The sequence below is a fragment of the Arthrobacter sp. ZBG10 genome (assembly GCF_001238605.1).
Classification (GTDB): Bacteria; Actinomycetota; Actinomycetes; order Actinomycetales; family Micrococcaceae; genus Arthrobacter.
The window spans coordinates 23,454-36,555 of record NZ_LFQH01000067.1 but is presented as its reverse complement, the minus strand read 5'-3'; the positions used below and the strand labels follow the sequence as shown (position 1 = coordinate 36,555).

16 protein-coding genes are annotated in these 13,102 nt (G+C 65.6%); 12 read left to right on the top strand and 4 right to left on the bottom strand.

The annotated features are described in order from the left end of the window. From ACU18_RS15970 to ACU18_RS15945, 6 genes are all read left to right on the top strand, one after another. Nucleotides 1-357 (top strand): transketolase-like TK C-terminal-containing protein (locus tag ACU18_RS15970; protein ID WP_442853718.1); only part of this gene is annotated, 357 nt, incomplete at its 5' end. Between the two features lie 161 nt (nucleotides 358-518). Further along, complete coding sequence (locus ACU18_RS15965; RefSeq protein WP_050687148.1) at nucleotides 519-1,763, top strand: PucR family transcriptional regulator; 1,245 nt, start codon at nucleotides 519-521, stop codon at nucleotides 1,761-1,763. 88 nt (nucleotides 1,764-1,851) lie between these two features. Then, nucleotides 1,852-2,781, top strand: coding sequence for an ACP S-malonyltransferase (locus ACU18_RS15960; RefSeq protein ID WP_197273604.1), 930 nt, complete (start codon nucleotides 1,852-1,854; stop codon nucleotides 2,779-2,781). Beyond that, entirely contained in the window at nucleotides 2,778-3,839 is a 1,062-nt protein-coding gene (locus tag ACU18_RS15955; protein WP_050687144.1) for a beta-ketoacyl-ACP synthase III, read from the top strand. Before ACU18_RS15960 ends, ACU18_RS15955 begins: the two co-directional genes overlap by 4 nt. A 77-nt stretch (nucleotides 3,840-3,916) precedes the next feature. Continuing rightward, nucleotides 3,917-4,162, top strand: coding sequence for an acyl carrier protein (locus ACU18_RS15950; RefSeq protein WP_009359314.1), 246 nt, complete (start codon nucleotides 3,917-3,919; stop codon nucleotides 4,160-4,162). A gap of 166 nt (nucleotides 4,163-4,328) precedes the next feature. After that, the gene (locus ACU18_RS15945) at nucleotides 4,329-5,564 is read left to right on the top strand and encodes a beta-ketoacyl-[acyl-carrier-protein] synthase family protein (RefSeq protein WP_050687141.1); all 1,236 of its coding nucleotides are present in this window, start codon (nucleotides 4,329-4,331) and stop codon (nucleotides 5,562-5,564) included. A 99-nt stretch (nucleotides 5,565-5,663) separates the two neighbouring features. Here ACU18_RS15945 and ACU18_RS15940 read toward each other — a convergent pair whose 3' ends face one another. The 3 genes from ACU18_RS15940 to ACU18_RS15930 form a co-directional block, all read right to left on the bottom strand. Beyond that, nucleotides 5,664-6,167, bottom strand: a complete 504-nt coding sequence (locus ACU18_RS15940; protein ID WP_050687138.1) for a DUF3145 domain-containing protein — start codon at nucleotides 6,165-6,167, stop codon at nucleotides 5,664-5,666. A gap of 241 nt (nucleotides 6,168-6,408) precedes the next feature. Continuing rightward, complete coding sequence (locus ACU18_RS15935; protein ID WP_050687136.1) at nucleotides 6,409-7,335, bottom strand: tyrosine recombinase XerC; 927 nt, start codon at nucleotides 7,333-7,335, stop codon at nucleotides 6,409-6,411. A 57-nt stretch (nucleotides 7,336-7,392) separates the two neighbouring features. Further along, the gene (locus ACU18_RS15930) at nucleotides 7,393-8,004 is read right to left on the bottom strand and encodes a TetR/AcrR family transcriptional regulator (RefSeq protein WP_050687133.1); all 612 of its coding nucleotides are present in this window, start codon (nucleotides 8,002-8,004) and stop codon (nucleotides 7,393-7,395) included. Between the two features lie 201 nt (nucleotides 8,005-8,205). Between ACU18_RS15930 and ACU18_RS15925 the strand changes: the two genes are divergently transcribed. The 5 genes from ACU18_RS15925 to ACU18_RS19750 all read left to right on the top strand — a co-directional run bounded on the left by ACU18_RS15925 (nucleotide 8,206) and on the right by ACU18_RS19750 (nucleotide 11,155). Then, a complete protein-coding gene (locus tag ACU18_RS15925) occupies nucleotides 8,206-8,784 on the top strand; it encodes an alpha/beta fold hydrolase (RefSeq protein ID WP_050687131.1) in 579 nt (192 codons plus the stop codon). Further along, nucleotides 8,785-9,783: an NADP-dependent oxidoreductase gene (locus ACU18_RS15920; RefSeq protein WP_050687128.1), complete on the top strand. Its 999-nt coding sequence runs from the start codon at nucleotides 8,785-8,787 to the stop codon at nucleotides 9,781-9,783. It abuts the gene before it with no gap. Between the two features lie 47 nt (nucleotides 9,784-9,830). Then, nucleotides 9,831-10,694 (top strand): alpha/beta fold hydrolase, encoded by an 864-nt coding sequence (locus ACU18_RS15915; protein ID WP_050687126.1) that lies wholly within the window; start codon nucleotides 9,831-9,833, stop codon nucleotides 10,692-10,694. Between the two features lie 87 nt (nucleotides 10,695-10,781). Next, a complete protein-coding gene (locus ACU18_RS19415) occupies nucleotides 10,782-10,982 on the top strand; it encodes a hypothetical protein (protein WP_157407775.1) in 201 nt (66 codons plus the stop codon). Then, nucleotides 10,979-11,155, top strand: coding sequence for a hypothetical protein (locus ACU18_RS19750; RefSeq protein ID WP_157407773.1), 177 nt, complete (start codon nucleotides 10,979-10,981; stop codon nucleotides 11,153-11,155). Before ACU18_RS19415 ends, ACU18_RS19750 begins: the two co-directional genes overlap by 4 nt. Nucleotides 11,156-11,198: 43 nt before the next feature. Here the strand turns inward: ACU18_RS19750 and ACU18_RS15910 are convergent, their stop codons facing one another. After that, nucleotides 11,199-11,801: a TetR/AcrR family transcriptional regulator gene (locus ACU18_RS15910; protein ID WP_050687123.1), complete on the bottom strand. Its 603-nt coding sequence runs from the start codon at nucleotides 11,799-11,801 to the stop codon at nucleotides 11,199-11,201. A gap of 165 nt (nucleotides 11,802-11,966) precedes the next feature. Between ACU18_RS15910 and ACU18_RS15905 the strand changes: the two genes are divergently transcribed. Further along, on the top strand, nucleotides 11,967-13,043 hold the full coding sequence (locus ACU18_RS15905; protein ID WP_050687119.1) for an alkene reductase: 1,077 nt from the start codon (nucleotides 11,967-11,969) through the stop codon (nucleotides 13,041-13,043). Nucleotides 13,044-13,102 lie beyond the last annotated feature (59 nt).

Below are 13,102 nucleotides of genomic sequence, written 5' to 3'. Positions count from 1 at the left end.
GCCTTCCTCAACCCCGGCCAAACCGCACGGGTGCCCTTCGTTACCCAGCAGCTGGCCGGTGCCACCGGCCCGGTTGTAGCGGTCACGGATTACATGAAGGCAGTCCCGGACCAGATCCGGCAGTTCGTCCCCAACGAATTCGCCTCCCTCGGCGCCGACGGCTTCGGCTTCTCCGACACCCGCGCAGCAGCACGCCGCTTCTTCAAAAACGACACCCACTCCGTGGTGGTCCGCGCACTGGAGATGCTGGCACGCAGAGGCGAAGTGGATGCCCAGGCACCCGCCAAGGCGATCGATAAGTACAAACTGCTTGACGTTAATGCCGGCACCACCGGCGGCGCGGGCGGCGAGTCCTGATCACGCGTCTGTGACCTGACCCGATGACGACGGCGGCTCCCTCCGAAAGGCGGGGGCCGCCGTCGTACGTTCCGCAGCGCCCGGTGCTGTGACGCACACCAAAGCGGATTGTAGCCTTTGCACAAATGGAGCTTGTGGGGCGCGGGCCGTATGCTCGGAAGATGCCAGCACCCGCCACCCCGCCCGCGAAGCGCAAACCGGCCCAGCCCAAAGTCACTCCGGAGAAGTCCGAGACGCTCAAAAAGCTGCGGGCCAACGTGGGCCAGCTGTCCACCACCACCATGCGCGAGCTGGAGAAATCGCTCCCCTGGTACATCCGGCTGAGCTCCGATGAGCGCTCGGCGCTGGGGATGGTGGCACAGAACGGCATCGCGGCGTTTGTAACCTGGTACGAGCGGCCCAGTTCGCCGTCCTGGATCCTGACCGACGTATTCGGCACTGCACCCACGGAACTCACCCGCTCCATCAGCCTCCAGAAAGCTCTCCAGCTGATCCGGATCGTGGTGGAGGTGGTGGAGGACCAGGTCCCGGTGATTGCCCCCGAAGCCGACCAGCCGTCGCTGCGCGAGGCTGTGCTCCGCTACTCCAGGGAAGTGGCGTTCGCCGCCGCTGACGTCTACGCCCGCGCGGCCGAGTCCCGTGGTTCCTGGGATACCCGGCTTGAGGCACTGATTGTGGACGCCATTCTGCGGGGCGAAAACACGGATGCGCTGCGGTCCCGGATCGCCGCCCTTGGCTGGAAAGCGCAGGAACGCTTCACCGTGATGGTGGGCAACTCGCCGTCGGAACCCAGCGCCAGCTACGTCAGCGAACTGCGCAGGATGGCGGGTCGCTACGCGGAGGATGCCCTGGTGGGCATCCAGGGCGACCGGCTGATCCTGATCCTGGGCGGTGTGCAGGACCGGGAAACCGCCTACATCAAACTCAGTGAGATGTTCGCTCCCGGCCCCGTTGTGTATGGCCCCGAAGCCGGGTCCCTGCTGGAAGCCAGCAGCTCGGCCCAGTCGGCGTTCGCCGGCCTGACGGCGGCACGCGCCTGGCCGTCCGCGCCGCGCCCGGTGGCCGCCGATGACCTGCTGCCCGAGCGGGTGATCTCCGGTGACGACGCCGCGCGCCGGTCCCTGGTGAAGAACATTTACCGTCCCCTGGTGGCGGCCTCCAACGGGCTTGTGGAAACACTGGGAACCTATCTGGAACTTGGCCATTCGCTGGAAGCCACAGCACGGGAACTTTTTGTCCACGCCAACACCGTGCGGTACCGGCTCAAGCGTGTCTGCGACGTGACAGGCTGGGATCCGCTTCTGCCAAGGGAGGCCTTTGTGCTGCAGGCAGCCCTGGTGGTGGGACGGCTTTCGGCCCCGCCAAAGGCCGCCACGGAACGTCAGCCCTCCCGCAATCAAGCCTGAGCCGTTGTAGACTTCCTACAACCTGACCCCATGAGCTTGGTGCGGACAAACACCGCTGAACCACGCAGTAATTTGGAAAGCTGGATACGTGCTTGCAATAGTCTGCCCTGGACAGGGCTCACAGACCCCTGGTTTCCTGGCCCCCTGGCTGGAGCTGCCCTCGGTAGCGGGCCGGTTGGCCGCCCTCAGCGACATCGCCGGCCTGGACCTCGTGGCCCACGGCACCACCTCCGATGAGGAAACCATCAAGGACACCGCCGTGGCGCAGCCCCTGATTGTGGCCGCAGGCCTGGTCACGGCGGCATCGCTGTTCGATGTGGACCTTAACTCCCTGCCCGTGATCCTTGCCGGCCACTCCGTGGGTGAGATCACCGCAGCAGCCCTGTCCGGCGTGCTGACCGAGACCGAAGCCATGACGTTCGTCCGGGAACGGGCCAACAGCATGGCCGCCGCAGCAGCAGTCACCCCTACCGGCATGAGCGCCGTGGTGGGCGGGGACCCCGCGGAAGTCCTGGCAGCCATCGAAGCCGCCGGAGCAACCCCGGCCAACGTCAACGGCGCAGGCCAGACAGTTGCCGCCGGAACCTTTGACCAGCTGAAGGCCCTCGCGGAAAACCCGCCGGCCAAGGCCCGGGTTATCCCCCTCAAGGTGGCCGGCGCATTCCACACCAGCCACATGTCCCCCGCCGTGACCGCCCTCGAGGCCCTGGCCCCGCAGCTTAAGCCGCAGGCACCCACGGTGCCGCTGCTGTCGAATTTCGACGGCGGCGAGGTCACCGACGGCGGCGCCGCAGTGGCCAGCCTGATCGCCCAGGTCTCCCGTCCCGTCCGTTGGGACCTGTGCATGGAGACCCTGGTGGGGCGCGGTGTGACCGGCGTCATCGAACTCGCTCCGGCCGGGACCCTCGCCGGGCTCGCCAAGCGTGGCATGCCCGGCGTCAAGACCGTGGCTGTCAAGACCCCCGATGATCTTTCCGCCGCCCTGGCACTCTTCGCAGAACTGGAGGGAAACGCATGAGCGTTCCTACGCTGAAACAGGCTCCCATCCACGAGCACACCCGGATCCTGGGCCTTGGCGCCTTCCGGCCGGATGTCATTGTCACCAACGATGACGTCTGCCAGTGGATTGATTCCTCGGACGAGTGGATCCGCCAGCGGACGGGCATTGTCACCCGGCACCGGGCAGCGGCCGGCGTCAGCGTCATCGACATGGCCGAGGGCGCTGCCCGCGAGGCCATGGAGAAGGCAGGCATCCAGGCTTCGGAACTCGGCGCCGTCATCGTCTCCACCGTCACCCACCCTTACGCCACCCCGTCGGCGGCCGCCAGCCTGGCGGACAGGCTGGGTGCAACCCCCGCGCCGGCATTCGACATCTCAGCGGCCTGCGCCGGGTACTGCTACGGAATCGCCCAGGGCGACGCCCTGGTCCGCTCCGGTGCCGCCAAGTATGTCCTGGTGGTCGGCGCTGAAAAGCTCTCCGACGTCATCGACAACCGTGAGCGCACCATCTCGTTCCTTCTCGGCGACGGCGCCGGCGCCGTGGTCATCGGGCCTTCCGACACGCCGGGCATCGCCCCTTCCGTGTGGGGCTCGGACGGCAGCAAGTGGGACGCGATCGGCATGACCCGCTCCATGCTGGACGTCCGCGACCTCGGCATCGCGGCCCGGCAGTCCGATTCAACCGGCGACCTGGCCCTCCTCGAAGAGGCACAGGAGCTGTACCCCACCCTCCGCCAGGACGGCCAGACGGTCTTCCGCTGGGCGGTCTGGGAAATGGCCAAGGTGGCCCAGCAGGCCCTCGAAGCCGCCGGCGTGGAAGCTGAAGACCTGGTGGCGTTCATCCCGCACCAGGCCAACATGCGCATCATTGATGAGATGGTGAAGAAGCTCAAGCTGCCGGAGACGGTTACAGTTGCACGGGACATTGCCGATGCGGGAAACACTTCCGCGGCATCCATCCCGCTGGCCACCCACCGCCTGCTGCAGGAGAACCCGGCACTGAGTGGCGGGCTGGCCCTCCAGATCGGCTTCGGTGCCGGCCTGGTGTTCGGCGCCCAGGTAATTGTCCTCCCCTAGAAACGCCCACCGGGCCGCACCCGCGGCCTGACCCATTTCCGGCATCCCCTGCCGGTAATACAGAAAAGGAGCCATCAATGGCTAGCAACGAAGAGATCCTGGCCGGCCTGGCTGAAATCGTCAACGAAGAGACCGGCCTTGCGCCCGAGGCCGTGGAGCTGGACAAGTCCTTCACCGAGGACCTGGACATCGACTCCATCTCCATGATGACCATCGTGGTCAACGCTGAAGAGAAGTTCGGCGTCCGCATCCCCGACGAAGAGGTCAAGAACCTCAAGACCGTCGGCGACGCCGTCAGCTTCATCGCAGGCGCACAGGCCTAGCAACCAACTGCGCCGGCCACCGGCGCGGCAGGGCTGCCGGTCTGGACCACCGGACCGGCAGCCCGCGCTTTTTCCGGCACACGTGCCACGCGGCACAGCGCCGAACATCAACATGCGGGACCCTTCGAGAAACGAAGCCGGATTCCCACCGACAGAGAGTGATCCCATGACACGCAAAGTAGTCATTACCGGTCTGGGTGCCACCACGCCCATCGGCGGCGACGTACCCACGATGTGGAACAACGCGCTCAAGGGGGTCTCCGGTGCCCGCACCCTGGAGGACGACTGGGTTGCCCAGTACGAGCTCCCCGTCCACTTTGCGGCCCGCTGCAGCACCCCCGCCCTCGACGTGCTGAGCCGCGTCGAAGCCAAGCGGATGGACCCCTCCACGCAGTTCGGCGTTATAGCCGCCCGCGAGGCCTGGGCTGACTCCGGCATCACGGAGTTCGACAAGGACCGCCTGGCCGTTGCCTTCGCAACAGGCATCGGCGGCGTCTGGACCCTGCTGGACGCATGGGACACGCTGAAGGCCAAGGGCCCCAGGCGCGTCCTCCCCATGACCGTTCCCATGCTGATGCCCAACGGTGTGGCCGCTGCCGTCAGCCTCGACCTGGGTGCCCGCGCCGGCGCCCACACACCCGTGTCCGCCTGCGCTTCCGGCACCGAAGCACTGCACCTTGGCCTGGAACTCATCCGCTCCGGCAAAGCCGACGTCGTGATGTGCGGCGGCGCCGAAGCCGCCATCCACCCGATGCCGCTGGCCGCGTTCGCCTCCATGCAGGCCCTGTCCCGCCGCAACGACGACCCGCAGGGCGCCTCCCGTCCATACGACACCGGCCGCGACGGCTTTGTTATGGGCGAAGGCGCAGGCGCCCTGGTCCTCGAGGCCGAAGAGCACGCCCTGGCCCGCGGCGCCCGCATTTACGGCGAACTGGCCGGCACCTCTGTCACGGCCGACGCGTACCACATCACCGCACCGGACCCGCAGGGACTCGGCGCAACCCGTGCCCTGAAGGCTGCCATGTTCGATGGCCGCATCCAGGCCGAGGACGTGGTGCACGTCAACGCCCACGCCACCTCCACCCCCGTCGGCGACAAGCCCGAGTACACGGCGCTCCGCGCGGCGCTGGGCACCCACGTGGACAACGTGGCCGTTTCCGCCACCAAATCGCAGATGGGCCACCTCCTGGGCGCTTCCGGCGCTGTGGAAGCGGTCCTCACCGTACTCGCCGTGTACGAGCGCAGGGCGCCGCTGACCATCAACCTGGAAAACCAGGATCCGGAGATCCCGCTCGACGTGGTCACCTCCCCCCGAACCCTGCCCGGCGGCAGCATTGTGGCGCTGAGCAACTCCTTCGGCTTCGGCGGCCACAACGCCGTGGTCGCGATCCGCAGCGTGTAGTACGCCGGCCCAGGTGGCCGGTGCACAAAAGGGAGGCCCCGCCGTTGGCGGGGCCTCCCTTTCGCTATGGAGATTCAGGGCTGGAACGGCCGACGGCGGTCAGCCCACCTGGTGCAGCCAGCGGACGGGGGCGCCTTCGGCCGCGTGCCGGAAAGGCTCAAGCTCCTCGTCCCAGGCCTCGCCCAAGGCAAGAGACAGTTCGTGGTAGACCGCCGCGGGATCTCCGGCGCCAGATTCGTAGGCGTAGCGGATGCGGTCCTCGGAGACCATGATGTTTCCGTGCACGTCCGTGACGGCGTGGAAGATGCCGAGTTCGGGGGTATGGGACCAGCGGCCACCGTCTACGCCCTGGCTGGGTTCTTCGGTGACTTCATACCGGAGGTGTGCCCAGCCGCGCAACGAGGATGCGAGCGTAGCACCCGTCCCGGGTGTGCCGGTCCAGGACAGCTCGGCGCGGAACATTCCAGGCGCGGCCGGCTGCGGCGTCCACTCAAGGTCCGTCCGCTTGTCCACGACAGACCCCACTGCCCACTCGACGTGAGGGCACAGTGCGGTAGGGGCAGAGTGGATAAACAGCACACCGCGGGTTGTTGAATCAGACATTCCATCCTCCATGGCTCTAGGTACGTCTTCCCCAACGACCTCTGCCTGGATGGAACTGCTGACCCGCTTCTGCGGTGGTGCTTCCTCCCCCGATATTAAGCTGTACTTCTCAAAGATGAGTCCGGACTTGCCCTGAGCACCAGACCCGAAGGGTTGAAGCTGCACTTGAAAGTTCCCGGACGTGACTCTCATTGTGCCGTACCCCGCAAAATAACGCCAGTGCGATTCCCCACACTTTCCGCTAAGCGCGGGGGTGCGCCTGCTGGTAGCTTTGCCGCAGCCGGTCAACGGAGACATGGGTGTAGATCTGTGTGGTGGCCAGGCTGCTGTGGCCAAGTATCTCCTGGACGGCACGCAGGTCCGCGCCGCCATCCAGCAGGTGCGTCGCGGCCGAATGGCGCAGGGCGTGTGGTCCGGAGGCGGAGGTGTCGCCGAGGGCTTCGAAGAGCCGGTTCACGAGCGTGCGCACCTGGCGCTGGTCCACCCGGCCGCCCCGGGCTCCCAGGAAAAGCGCAGGCCCGCTGGTGCCCGTGGCGACCAACGGCCGGCCCCGCCGCAGCCAGTCATCGACGGCGACCGCTGCGGGCACCCCATAAGGGACGGTCCGCTCCTTGTTGCCTTTGCCGATGACCCGCAATGTGCGGCGGTCGGGATCCAGGTCGTCCACGTCCAGCCCGGCCAGCTCGCCCACGCGGACGCCGGTGGCATAGAGGAGTTCCACGATGGCGCGGTCCCGGACCGCCAGCGGGCCGCCGTCGGACGCGGCCGTGGCGAGGCCCGCCAGCAGTCGGTCCAGCTGGGAAGCCTGCAGGACTCCGGGAAGGGACCGCTCCCGCTTCGGCGCCTTCAGCCGCAGGGCCGGGTCTGCGGGGATCCGCTCCTCCCGAAGGGCCCAGGATGTGAAGACCCGGGCGCTTGCGGACCTGCGCGCCAGGGTGGCGCGGGCTACGCCAGCCGAGTTCTGCGCCCCCAGCCAACGGCGGAAGGTGCCCAGCTCAAGGTCGGCCAGGCTTGCGGCGCCCTCCTGCGCAGCGTAGGCAAGCAACCCGGTCAGGTCACCAAGGTAGGCCCGCCGGGTATGGGGAGACACGGCACGTTCGCCGGAAAGGTAGGCGGCAAACGCCTCAAGAGGTTCGCCGAGCCCCGGCGGCAGGTCAGTGCACTCCACTCCCCCACCATCTCAAACCAGGCCCGGCCAGGCCCGGCAGACACGCTTAGGGCCAGGCTACTGGTTGGCTGAACTTCCCAGGGATACCTGGATCTGGCAGCGGATCCCATCGAGGACCTCTGCATCCGTGCGGGCGGCGTAGACAGCAGCGGTGGTGCCCAGGTGGAGGATGGCGGAGACGACCCGGGCCAGGACATCGGCGTCAGCAGGCTTGACGGATCCATCGCTCCGCAGAATGTCCGCCATCACCAGCTCCAGCTTTCTGGAAAGCTGGAGCCCCTCCTGCCGGAAGGGTTCGCGCGGGTCACCGAAAACCAATTCCTGCTGATAGCTCCGGCCGTTTTCCGGATGCTCCCGGATGCATTTCACAACGGGTTCCAGAAGCGCCACCAGGGCCGGGACTGCACCGGGCCCCCTGACGAGCCGGGCTGCGGAGTTCCCCTCCTGGATTGCAAGCTCAAACTTGACGTTCTGGACCATGATCAACAACTCGGCCCTGGTGGACGCATAAAGATACAGCGTTCCGATCGCCAGGCCCGCCCGGTCGGCTACCTGCTGCGTGGTTACACCGCGCACACCAGCCACGGCGAACAACTCCGCCGCAGCCGTCACGATCCGCAACCGCTTGTCCGCCTTGCGCCGTTCCCTGCGTCCCAGGGCTTCGTTCACGACGCCTCCTTGACAAGATTTATGAGTGTATTCATAATTGAGTCTACTCGGATACAACAGAAATGGCGAGATCATCAGGAGATACATTGGCGCACGAGGCGGAACCCGACCATAGGAGCGTCCCAACGCTGGAAGTAATGGCTGCGGGCCGGTCATTGGCGTACCGCGAGTTCGGCCGCCCCGGCGGCGTGCCGCTTGTCCATGGGCGGCATGGTGGCCCAGGAACTGGCGGAGTCCGTACCGAAGTTGGTGGACCGGCTCGTCCTGGTGGGCTCGGGTCCCCGCGGAGGCACTGGCCTCACCCGGATGTCAGGCGTCACCCTCCGCGGCACCCTTAAGGCCACAGCAACGCGCGAGGATCCCAAAACCTTGTTGTTTTTCACCCGGACGGCCGCGGGCAGGACCGCAGCTGCCAGCTACCTGGGCCGCCTCGCCGAACGCACAACGAACCGCGACGAGGCAGTGAAACCCGGGGTCTTCCTTGCCCAACTTGCCGCCGTGCGGCGCTGGGGTGCCTTGCCCGCGTCAACCTTGGCCCGGTCCTCGACTCCGACGCTGATCCTCCATGGCGACAGTGACCGGATGGTTCCGCCCGCCAACGCAGCCGCGCTGGCTGCCCACTTCACCGAAGCAGCACTGGAGGTGTTCGCAGACTCCGGTCACGGCGCAGCCTTCCAGAACCACGCCCGGACAGTACAACTGACCCTCGAATTCCTGGACCGCCAGACCGGAAGCCCGGCCGCACGGAACACCACCAGCCCCAACCAAGGAGACATCTGAATGCGCGCGTTCGTCATCGAAAAGTACAAGCAGCCCCTGCACGAGGCAGACGTGCCGGAACCGACCGCCGGCGACCATGATGTCCTGATCCAGGTCGCTGCGGCAGGCCTGAACCAGTTGGACGAAAAGATCCGCGAAGGCGAGTTTAAGCAAATCCTGCCGTACACCTTCCCGCTAACACTGGGACACGATGTTGCCGGCACAGTTCTTAGTGTCGGTGCCAAGGTGGTGGGGTTCGCGCCGGGCGATGAGGTGTACGCCCGCCCGGCAAAAAATCAGGTGGGTGGTTTTGCAGAGCGGGTTGCAGTGGCTGACCGCGACCTTTCCCTGCGTCCAACCTCCGTCAGCCTGGTGGAAGCCGCTTCGCTGCCACTGGTGGCACTGACCGCATGGCAGGCGCTGGTGGAGAGGGGAAACGTCCGCCCCGGCCAGAAAGTCCTGATCCATGCGGGCGCCGGCGGAGTGGGCAGCATCGCCATCCAACTGGCGAAGCATCTTGGTGCCACCGTCGCCACCACCGTGAGCGGCCCCAACACCGGGTTTGCGCGCAGCCTCGGCGCAGATATTGTCATCGACTACAAAACGGAAGACTTTGAACAGCTGGTCAAGGACTACGACCTGGTCCTGGACAGCCTGGGCGGGGAAAACCTGGCCAAATCCCTGCGGGTACTCAAGCCGGGTGGCCTGGCAATCGGCATTGCCGGCCCTCCGGACCCCAGCTTCGCGGAGGCAAACGGCCTCAATGCGCTGCTGCGCTTTGGAATCGGCGCCATCAGCTCAAAGGTCCGCCGGCAGGCCAAAAAACTCGGCGTCAGGTACGAGTTCCTCTTTATGCGGGCCAGCGGCGACCAGCTGCAGAAGCTTGCACACCTTGTTGACAACGGTTCCATCCGGCCAGTGGTTGGCAAAGTCCTGCCATTCGATCAGACACCGGAAGCCCTCGCTTCGCTGGCCAGGGGCGGCTTCCGTGGCAAAGCGGTTATTTCCATCGGGCATTGAACCCGCACCCGGCCTAGAATTCAGTCACCCTCAAAGGAGAACCAGCCATGAGCAGCAACAACAGCGCCGAACCGGTTATCACGTCCTACGCCCAGGCGCCCACCAGCACGGTAGACGCCGGAGGCACCACCTACGCATACCGTGAGCTGGGGCCCAAGGGCGGCATTCCCGTGGTGTTTTTTGTCCACCTGGCAGCGACGCTGGATAACTGGGATCCCCGGATCGTGGATCCCATCGCCCGCCACCGGCACGTCATTACCTTCGATAACAAGGGTGTGGGAGCTTCCACCGGCCAGGTTCCACAAACCATCGAGGAGATGGCCGACGATGCCTTCACCTTCATCAAGGCACTCGGGTACACCAGGATCGACGTCTTTTCGTTTTCCATGGGCGGGATGGTGGCGCAGGACCTTGTGGTGAAGCACCCGGACCTGGTCCGGAAGCTGGTCCTGACCGGCACTGGCCCCCGGGGCGGCAAGGACATGGACAAGGTCCTGCGCACCACGTACCTCGACCTGGTCCGCGCGGGGATCACCCGCTCGGACCCCAAAGAGTTTCTCTTCTTCAACCGCAACGCCACGGGAAAGCGGGCGGGTAAAGCCTTCATCAAGCGGCTGCAGGAGCGTACCGCCGGTCGGGACAGCGAGATCAGCCTGAAGGCGTTCCAGACCCAGTTGCGGGCCATCCAGCGTTTTGGCCGGTCGGCTCCATCCGACCTGTCACACCTGACCCTGCCTACACTGATCGCCAACGGCGACAACGACAGAATGGTGCCCTCAATCCTCTCGAATGACCTGCACCAGCGAATCACGGGCAGCGAACTGGTGATCTACTTCGACTCAGGCCACGGCGGAATCTTCCAGTTCCACGAGGAATTTGCGCCGTTGGCCACCCGTTTCCTGGCATCCTGACCCAACTATTCCGCAAAAGGCAGGCTCCACAATGGATGACAATCCGCGCACCGCCGTCAGCTAGCACTTCGCCAGCTCCATTCTCTTGTGGATGCGCAGCGACAAGCCCCGCCAGGATGGGATGGGCGGAAGATTGATGGCCTTGCGGAAGTAACCTTCACCTCCCTCCTGTCGCCACTGCTGGGCCGCAAGCAAACAGCGCTGGCGTACCAGGACGAAGTCAACGATTTCCGCCGCGCCCTCCCGTATGCGGCTGCCCCGAACACGTCCCGCTGGTACGCGGCGTGACTGGCCTTACGGAGCTTGCCGGGGCCGATGACCGGGACAACTTCTTCACGGGAGGCGGTGCCGGCGGTGTCAGCAGCCTGCTGGCACCCGCCGTATCAGCGATCCACGCCTACGACGTGGCAAAAACGCTGACTTACGTCCGGGGTGGCCAGAGACTGACCGCACCGGAATGAGAGTATCGTCCAGCAGCCGGTAACCGGATCGGCGCGGCAGCGGTCAGCGGGTCAGCAGCACTTCAACTTGGCCCTTGATGTCCTGGAACACCTGGTCGGCATCCGCGGCCGCGTTGAGGCTGACCGCCATGCTGAGGAACATCACTGCCGAGATCACCCTGGCCAGCGTCGCAGCCTCGGCAGCATTGAAGTTCCCGCGGTCCGACAGGAGACCGGCCATGGCCTCCTCGGTCTCGCCGACGATCGCAAGCGCCTCCCCATGGCGGGGTTCCTGCGGGTCTCCGAACGCCATTTCGCGAAGATAGGTCCGTCCGTTGTCCACCTGCTTCCGGTTGCATTCGACGATCGGCCGGACAATTGCCAGCACGGCGTCGGTGGGGTCATTGATGGCCGACGCTTTCGCTTTGCCCGCTGCGAGCGCCTCGGCATAGGTGGCGTTTTGCACCATGAGCAAAAGCTCGCCCTTGCTTTTGGCATACAGGAACAAAGTTCCCGCGCCGATGTCAGCTTTCTCGGCGATCTGCTGCGTGGTGACATCGTCCACACCGAATTCAGCGAACAGCTGGTCTGCCGCAGCCTTGATGCGGTCCAGCTTCTCCTGCTTGTTCCGTTCGCGTCGTCCTGGCGGCTGCTCTGCGGTGCCCATGGGTTGTTTTCTTTCTGGAATAATTAATGACCATACTCAGTTATGAGTATAGTCAACGCATCGGGATGCCGGTATCTCCGAACCATTCTCCCACGGCCGATCTCCACGAGCCGTTGACCGGCCTCGTTCAAACCCCTCACAAATAGTGCGAAGGATCACCCACCCATGATTTCAGCTTCCCTCTGGCAACCGACCACTCTAGGCCGTCTTGAGCTTCCCCACCGCCTGGCCATGGCACCAATGACCCGGAACCGCGCAAATGCCGATGGCACCCCCGGAGCACTGATGGCCGAGTATTACGGACAGCGCGCGTCACTCGGGTTGCTCATCACCGAAGGTGCGCAGCCGTCCGCTGATGGGCAGGGCTACCTGAACACACCCGGGATCTACACGGCAGAGCAGATCCAGGGCTGGCGGGCGGTTGCCGAAGCAGTCCATGCACGCGGTGGGCATCTGTTCATTCAACTGATGCACGTTGGGCGCATGTCCCACCCGGACAACACGCCCCACCACCGACAGCCGGTAGCACCGTCGGCCATCTCCGCCGAACAGGATATGTTCACTCCAACCGGTCCGCAGAAGACACCGGTTCCCCTGGAACTCGACTCCGAAGGAATCCAGCAAACCATCGCTGACTTCCGGAAGGCGGCCGCGGCGGCGATTGAAGCGGGAGCCGACGGAGTGGAGATCCACGGCGCCAACGGTTACCTCCTCCACCAGTTCCTGTCCCCCAACGCCAACACCCGGACCGACGGCTACGGCGGTTCGGTAGCGAACAGGTCCCGTTTTGTTGTGGAAGTGGCCAGGGCAGTTGCCGGGGAAATCGGCGCCGACCGCACGGGCATCCGCATCTCCCCCGCCTTCCCGTTGGGCGGAATCGACGAAGGTGATACCGAAAGCGTCCGCCGGCAGTACACCCACCTGGTGGGCCAGCTTGCCACGCTGAAGCTCGCTTACCTGCACGTCCACCACCTCGGTGACGACGAGCTCCTGCGCTCCTTCCGCGACCTCTGGCCCACAGCCGTCCTGGTACTCCGATACGGACGCACCAAGGAGCAGATTGCAGACGAGATCGACGCCGGGCTGGCCGACATTGCTCCCTTGGGCCGCTTAGCCCTGGCCAACCCGGACGTCGTGGAACGGCTCAGGACCGGCAGCGCCCTGAACGAGCTGGATCCAGCCACGCTGTACGCAGGCGGCGCCGCAGGCTACACAGACTACCCAACGCTTGCCAGCGCCTGACCCCGGCCAACTTTCCATCGCAGGCGGCATCCAGCGCTGCCACCCACCCACAAGCATGA

Bases quoted from the DNA above. Each gene is read 5' to 3' on its own strand.
- ACU18_RS15910 (WP_050687123.1), bottom strand. From the start codon at position 11,801: ATGGGCACCGCAGAGCAGCCGCCAGGACGACGCGAACGGAACAAGCAG.
- ACU18_RS15965 (WP_050687148.1), top strand. From the start codon at position 519: ATGCCAGCACCCGCCACCCCGCCCGCGAAGCGCAAACCGGCCCAGCCC.
- ACU18_RS15945 (WP_050687141.1), top strand. From the start codon at position 4,329: ATGACACGCAAAGTAGTCATTACCGGTCTGGGTGCCACCACGCCCATC.
- ACU18_RS15905 (WP_050687119.1), top strand. From the start codon at position 11,967: ATGATTTCAGCTTCCCTCTGGCAACCGACCACTCTAGGCCGTCTTGAG.
- ACU18_RS15920 (WP_050687128.1), top strand. From the start codon at position 8,785: ATGCGCGCGTTCGTCATCGAAAAGTACAAGCAGCCCCTGCACGAGGCA.
- ACU18_RS15925 (WP_050687131.1), top strand. From the start codon at position 8,206: ATGGGCGGCATGGTGGCCCAGGAACTGGCGGAGTCCGTACCGAAGTTG.
- ACU18_RS15915 (WP_050687126.1), top strand. From the start codon at position 9,831: ATGAGCAGCAACAACAGCGCCGAACCGGTTATCACGTCCTACGCCCAG.
- ACU18_RS15950 (WP_009359314.1), top strand. From the start codon at position 3,917: ATGGCTAGCAACGAAGAGATCCTGGCCGGCCTGGCTGAAATCGTCAAC.
- ACU18_RS15955 (WP_050687144.1), top strand. From the start codon at position 2,778: ATGAGCGTTCCTACGCTGAAACAGGCTCCCATCCACGAGCACACCCGG.
- ACU18_RS15940 (WP_050687138.1), bottom strand. From the start codon at position 6,167: ATGTCTGATTCAACAACCCGCGGTGTGCTGTTTATCCACTCTGCCCCT.